The 6,697-nt window shown below is 57.4% G+C and carries 7 protein-coding genes; 5 read left to right on the top strand and 2 right to left on the bottom strand.

Features of this window, described 5'->3' with window-relative positions; translation table 11 throughout:
• Positions 1 to 174, top strand: a complete 174-nt coding sequence (locus tag JHD80_RS26315; protein WP_349237354.1) for an RbsD/FucU domain-containing protein — start codon at positions 1 to 3, stop codon at positions 172 to 174.
• Between the two features lies 1 nt (position 175).
• On the opposite strand, the gene JHD80_RS26310 is transcribed toward JHD80_RS26315, so the two are convergent.
• A complete protein-coding gene (locus tag JHD80_RS26310; protein ID WP_199093411.1) occupies positions 176 to 436 on the bottom strand; it encodes a hypothetical protein in 261 nt (86 codons plus the stop codon).
• Between the two features lie 269 nt (positions 437 to 705).
• Between JHD80_RS26310 and JHD80_RS26305 the strand changes: the two genes are divergently transcribed.
• On the top strand, positions 706 to 957 hold the full coding sequence (locus JHD80_RS26305) for a hypothetical protein (protein ID WP_199093409.1): 252 nt from the start codon (positions 706 to 708) through the stop codon (positions 955 to 957).
• A gap of 51 nt (positions 958 to 1,008) precedes the next feature.
• On the opposite strand, the gene JHD80_RS26300 is transcribed toward JHD80_RS26305, so the two are convergent.
• Complete coding sequence (locus JHD80_RS26300) at positions 1,009 to 1,938, bottom strand: hypothetical protein (protein WP_199093407.1); 930 nt, start codon at positions 1,936 to 1,938, stop codon at positions 1,009 to 1,011.
• A gap of 1,034 nt (positions 1,939 to 2,972) precedes the next feature.
• Between JHD80_RS26300 and JHD80_RS26295 the strand changes: the two genes are divergently transcribed.
• The 3 genes from JHD80_RS26295 to JHD80_RS26285 form a co-directional block, all read left to right on the top strand.
• Positions 2,973 to 4,889, top strand: a complete 1,917-nt coding sequence (locus JHD80_RS26295) for an NACHT domain-containing protein (protein WP_199093405.1) — start codon at positions 2,973 to 2,975, stop codon at positions 4,887 to 4,889.
• Between the two features lie 116 nt (positions 4,890 to 5,005).
• Positions 5,006 to 6,184, top strand: a complete 1,179-nt coding sequence (locus JHD80_RS26290) for a phosphoserine transaminase (protein ID WP_199093403.1) — start codon at positions 5,006 to 5,008, stop codon at positions 6,182 to 6,184.
• A gap of 174 nt (positions 6,185 to 6,358) precedes the next feature.
• Positions 6,359 to 6,697 (top strand): Rossmann-fold NAD(P)-binding domain-containing protein (locus JHD80_RS26285; RefSeq protein WP_465246561.1); only part of this gene is annotated, 339 nt, incomplete at its 3' end.

Genomic DNA, 6,697 nt, shown 5'->3' with positions numbered 1-6,697 from the left:
GTGCAGGCCGAGATCGACACCGCGCTCGGCCGCGCTGAGCCGCTCGTCGGCATCGAGCGCTTCGCATTCTACGATCAGGCGCGGCGGGCTTTCGCGGTGGTACAGGTCGGCGATCCCCGTCCCTATGGCTGCTTCCTGCTGCGCAAGGGCGTCATCGCCGGCGAGCCGGGCTAGCTCACGAACCCTTGGCGACGGCCTGCTTCAACCGCGCGACAGCCTCCGTCGCGCCGGACCGGACGTTGACCTCCAGCGTCGGCGCCTCGCGCTCGATCATTTCGATCAGCGTCTCCGGCGTGATCTCGGCCCGCTGCTGGGTGAGCTTCAGCACGGCATTGGCGATGATGTTCGGCCAGAACGCCGCCCCGCCCTTGGCCAGCCCCTTGGCCTTGCGGCCCTCGAATTCCTGGGCGAGCTGTTCGGGGGTCTTGCGGGCCATGGTCTCGTTACCTCCAAAGCAATTCCAGCAAAAGTGCGAAGCGGTTTTGCGTCCGGAATTGCGTAAAATCAGAAAATTAGAGCTTTGCAGGCGAACGGTGTTCGCCTGCAAAGCTCTAGCGGATGGAGCCGCTGCCTATCACGAAATGCGCAGCCCTGACTGCCCCCCTCCGGCCGCATTGCCCTGCCCGCGCATCGGCTCCGCGACAATCGCATTTGCAAGCGGGCGCGACGCAAGGCAGGAGCGGCGCCCGAGGGCTTGAGGCTGTGATGCGGCCGCCCGTTCAGGACCAGACCATGCCCCGCCTCGCCTTGCTCGCTGCCGTCGCCGGCCTCCTCCTCGCCACGCCCGCCGCCGCCCGGATCACCGACCGGGAGCAGAGCTGCGCCGACTGGCTGAAATCCGGCGCCCACCGCAAGAGCGAATACCCGGCCGATGTCGCGGAGAAGATCAGGGCCTTCTGCGCCGCCAACCCGAAGATGAAGGCGATCGACGCCGAAATGACGATGACGGGCGACTGAGCCTCCGGCTTACTCGCGTTCAGGCTCTCGCCTCAAGCGCGCCCCACGCCGCTACTGCGCCGTTTCCTTCCGGAATTTCGCGGCGCATTCGATGTAATAATCCCGGCGCACGCGCTCCGGCTTCGCAAAGCGGTTCATGTAGAAATCCCCGGGATTGGCGTAGCCCGCCTGCTTCTCCAGGTTCTTGAACAGCAACGAGCGCTCGCGCCGCGTCAGCCTCTTCCCGTAATCGAGGCCCTTCAACAGGCCGGCGATATAGGCGGCCTGGAAATTCCGTCTCTGCTCCGGATAGTCCACGTTGTAGTCCTCGGAGCCGGCGACGAAATTGCCGCGGATGAAGCCGTTCGTTTCCCGGGCGGCGCCGAGGACGATGCCCTGCGTGATGCCGCTCAGCGCCTTGTCCTTCTTGATATCGTTGAGCGCCCCCAGATGCGGGCCGCCGAGCGTCAGCCCCAGCCCGACGACGGCAGTGACGGCGCCGAGGAAATCGGCGGCGAGGCCGATCGCGCCGAGCTCGACCGCGCTGATCGCCAGCCCGGTCATCAGGAAGTCGGACACGTTCAGCGAGAAGCCGATATAGTCGTAGATCGCGCCTGATTGATCCGCCGCCTGCAGCGCTTTGCCGAGATCGGTGCCGCTGCCCATGTTCTCGTTGAATTCGTCGATGGCATCCTTGAACACGATCGGCTTGGGCGGCGGCCGATAGATCACCCCGGGCCTGTCGCTGGAGCTGAAGACGTAGTTGCGCCGGTCCGGTGTCTGCTTCGTGCAGCCGACATTCCGGTGCAGGTACCAGTTCACCTCATCCGGGTTGGACGTCTGGAAATTGAACCAGACGAGATATTCGACATTGATGAACCAGGAGAGGGCGAGCGTCTTCCAGCTATCTCCATCTTTCACGCGATAGGCGATGCCGCCCGGAGGGGCATAGCCGAGAGGCAGGGGATGGGGCGCGCCCTTCGGGGTTTTCTCGATCGCCATAGCCATGCATCCCCTGGACCTGCAACACAGTGCACCCGAACAAGAAGGCCGGCATCGTCTTCCGTGAGGCGGGCTCAAGCAGCCGCCGCCGCACGAGGGAGAGGGCCGCGCAAGGCATCCAGGCCCTCATCGCAGCATCCTAGCCGGCTTTCCCGCGCCGGGCATCATCCGAACCTAGGAGGCGTCCGCCAGGCCGGAGACGATTGCGATCGGCGCCGCGATGACGATGACGGAGGGATCGAGCGATGGCAGCGCGCTCTCTTTCCTTCCTCTCGACCGAAGCCTCTCTGCGTCATGCTCGGGCCTGACCCGAGCATCTCTTGCCGGAAGAGGCTCTGGCGCCTCTCCTACCCGCGATTCTCGGGTCTGCGCTTCGCTCCGCCCGAGACTGACGCATGGGTTCATACCGCCCGCGCCGATCGCGCGGCGGGTTCGAAATGAGGGGCAGCGGAGCGCCGCGAGGCGCGTGGGTCTTGGGCCGCGTCCATTCAGCCAGGATGCGGCGCGGATGGATTAAGCCACCATCCGCACGCCCCGTGGCGCTCCGCTTGCCGGCGTTCTTAAGTCTCCGGGCCGCGCTTATAAGGTCTGGGGCTCCTCGGGCCCGACGCCTTGCGGATCAGCTCGGCTCATCGCCTCGTCATCCGCTCCGCATCGGGGCCTGGACACCCCGAACCGTCCAGCGAGCTCCTCGCACAGGGACCGTATTATCCCCAGGGCGGTGCCCCGAAGCCTCCCGGGAGTGGGTCGTAACCCCACCCGCAGGCGCCGCCCCCGCCCCGCCAACGGCATACCTCCGGATGGCTGCCCCTCGGGGACGAGGTGGGTCGAGGATAGGCGTGGGACGTGAGGGCGGGGATAAGATCCCCCAACGGAGACAGCTATTCGTGCCACCTCCACCTACAGAGGAATGAACTCAATTTAGTGCTGATTTCGTTTGCCAAGGCGCCTGAAAGGCGTTCAAAATTGGCAAGCATCCGGCTTACGCGAGACGCATTCCTAATCGTCCTTTTTGAAAGATAGGCTTTCTTATTATGACAGTGAATGAAAATGCCATAATTTCTGCTGTTATATCAGATTTGATCCGTAAATCTTTCAACTATATTTCAGAAGGAGCTTCATCGAAATTAAAATCTGCTTGGGCAAAAATCTTTGAGGACTTCAAGCCTTTTATGGAAGAGTGTTATCTGAAGAACACGAGAGTTAGAATTATTTGCAAAAAAGATAGCGATGTAAGCTTTGAAGATATATATGTTAAGTCTTTTTTTCAATCAGGTGATAATCGCTGCGATGATGACGAATTGATTCAAAAAATTACTGATGGGCGTCGCATTGTTATTAACGGAAATGGCGGCGCCGGTAAGACGTTTTTTATGCGACATCTCTGGATCACATTATTTCGTTCGGACACGGGTGTAACTCCAATATTTATTGAGCTTAGGCAGTTAAACGATGTTAGTAGTCCTGATCTAAAAACATTTATCAGAAAAACTATTGCTCCAAACACCGAGTTATCGGAGGATATTTTTGATTATTTTTGTAATAGTGGAAAATTATGCCTGATATTAGACGGATTTGATGAAATTAAGAGAGACAAAAGGGATGCGATACAGAAGCAAATACTTGCACTGGCTACGACAAATCAAGATTGCCGCGTCGTTGTATCGAGTCGGTATGAATACCGCTTCGCTGGGTGGAATAATTTTGATGTATACGAATCTATGCCATTTACGTTTAGTCAATCGAGAGAGCTAATCAGTGTAGTTCCATTTGACAAAAATACAAAAAAGCTTTTCCTAAAAAGACTTGATGAGACCTTTTATAAAAAGAACAAAAGCTTCTTATCTAACCCACTATTATGCATAATGATGCTCATGACGTTTAGGGAAAATATGGATATTCCCAATAAGATGAGCATTTTTTATGATCAAGCTTTTACTACTCTATATCAATGGCACGACGCCACAAAAGCTTACACAAGGATAAAATCTCTCGACATACACGATTTTCAGCGATCTTTTGGAATATTTTGCCTACTTAGCTACCATGCTCAAAAGTTTCAATTTTCTCGAACTGAAATAATAGCTCTCATAAACAGAAGCAGCAAAGTGTGCGGACTAAATGTCAGCGCAGATGATATTTTAAGTGACTACGAAGAATCCGTGAATCTTATCCGGCAGGAGGGAATGAACTATGTATTTATACACAGGTCGTTTCAGGAATATTTTTGTGCATATGCTTTGATGGTAGTCTTACCCGCTAAATTTTCTGACTTTCTTCCTCAGATTTCTGCCAGAACGACAGATTCCGTATTGCCTCTATGCTTTGAGATGAACAGAAATTTAGTTATTGATAATTACATAGCACCAAAACATAAATATATTTCAAAGCTTATTTCACAATGCGACAAATCTAGGAATCAATTCCCCTATCTAACCAAATTACAAATCTCTTTCAATTTTCGTCTAGCCGAAAATGACGAAGACGAAAAAGAGGGAAAATCGTATGATCCCGTTGACGTTTCTTTGCACGTCGAAGGCGACCAGACGGCGCTTGAGTTTATTGATAACATCGAACGCATTCGAAACGGTAAGCGTCCCGCAGTTTTCTGGAACGGCGTTGTCAAAGAAATAATTTTTCGAGCGGGAATTTTTAATTTATTCGATAATATTGACTCTGATGATATTGAGAAGCGAGAAATGTATATTTCGATACGATTTGCAGATAACAAAATTATGATCCAGGAAACACTTGAATATTCTCCATCAGAAACAATTTCAGAAATTGAAACAGGACGGATATTTGATTTGGTTCAGCAACGAAAACAAATATTCCTTGAATGTCAGTCAGAAACCGCAGCGGCGATAAAGAAAATTGCTGATTGGTGCAAGAAGGAGATCGCAGATGAGAAGAGCCGAGGCAAAAGCTTGGATGAGATTTTAGAATCGTGAAACTGCACTGTTGATCAGACTCCGCCCGCTTGACTCCCGACCCCTCTCATCCTACCCCCATCGACGGGACACGCCCCCCCAACGGGGCGCGCCCATCTGTAAGGATGGAGACATCGATGGCGAATACTGCTCCGGCCACGCGTCCGCGCGTGCCTAATTTCTCGTCCGGCCCCTGCGCCAAGCGCCCCGGCTGGGCCCTCAAGAACCTCTCCGACGCCCCGCTCGGCCGCTCGCATCGCGCCAAGATCGGCAAGGACAAGCTCAAGCGCGCGATCGACCTGACGCGCGAGGTGCTTGCCGTTCCCGCCGATTACCGCATCGGCATCGTGCCGGCCTCCGATACCGGCGCCGTCGAGATGGCGCTCTGGAGTTTGTTGGGCGCCCGCGGCGTCGACATGGTGAGCTGGGAGAGCTTTGGCGCCGGCTGGGTCACCGATGTCGTCAAGCAGCTCAAGCTCGCCGATGTCCGCACCTTCGACGCCCCCTATGGCGAATTGCCGAACCTCAGGAAGGTCGACACGAAGAACCGCGACGTCGTCTTCACCTGGAACGGCACTACCTCGGGCGTGCGCGTCGTCGACGCGAGCTGGATCGCTGACGATCGCGAGGGGCTGACCATCTGCGACGCCACCTCCGCCGCCTTCGCCCAGCGCCTCGACTGGGGGAAGCTCGATGTCGTCACCTTCTCCTGGCAGAAGGTGCTCGGCGGCGAGGCCGCGCATGGCATGATCGTGCTCTCGCCCCGCGCCGTCGCCCGGCTCGAAAGCTACAAGCCGGCCTGGCCGCTGCCGAAGATCTTCCGCATGACCTCGGGCGGCAAGCTGATCGAGGGCATCTTCACCGGCGAGACCATCAACACCCCCTCCATGCTCGCGGTCGAGGACTATATCGACGCGCTGGAATGGGCGCAGAAAGTGGGCGGGCTCGACGGCCTGGTGAAGCGCGCCGACGGCAATGCCCGCGTCATCGCCAAGTTCGTGCGCGAGAACGACTGGATCGACTTCCTCGCCGTGAAGCCGAAGACGCGCTCCAACACGTCGGTCTGCCTAAAGTTCACCGACCCGGCCGTCACCGCCCTGCCGGCGGACGCGCAGGCGGCTTTCGCCAAGCAGGTCGTCTCGATCATCGAGAAGGCCGGCGCCGGCTACGATCTCGGCCATTACCGCGACGCCCCTCCCGGCCTGCGCATCTGGTGCGGCGCCACCGTCCAGTCGCGCGACGTCAAGGCGCTGCTGCCCTGGATCGCCTATGCCTTCGCCGAGGCCAAGGCGGGGCTCGGCAAGAAGGCGGCCTGACCGGGCCGTCATGGTCGGGCTTGACCCGACCATCTCCTTCGCAAATCGCACCAAACCACGCCGTCATCCCGGACAAGCCGCATAGCGGCGCTGCTCCGGGATGACGGGCGAGGTTCCTGTTCTCCAAAATCTCAGCGCAGAGCGCCCTTCGCGCCGCGCCAGCCGGAGCCTCCCATGCCTGCCCCGAAAGTCCTGATTTCCGACGCCCTCTCCCCCGCCGCCGTCCAGATCTTCAGGGACCGCGGCATCGACGTGACCTTCGATCCGAACCTCGGCAAGGACAAGGACAAGCTCGCCAGCGTCATCGGCGACTATGATGGCCTGGCCATCCGCTCGGCCACCAAGGCGACCGCCAAGCTCCTGGAGCAGGCCAAGAATCTGAAGGTCATCGGCCGCGCCGGCATCGGCGTCGACAATGTCGAGATCCCCGCCGCGACCGCGCGCGGCGTGATCGTGATGAACACGCCCTTCGGCAACTCGATCACCACCGCAGAGCACGCCATCGCCATGATG

Source organism: Allobosea sp. ASV33 (assembly GCF_016428755.1).
In the GTDB taxonomy this organism is placed as follows: Bacteria; Pseudomonadota; Alphaproteobacteria; order Rhizobiales; family Beijerinckiaceae; genus Allobosea.
The sequence above is the reverse complement of the archived record's forward strand: the minus strand, read 5'-3'. Positions and strand labels throughout refer to the sequence as shown.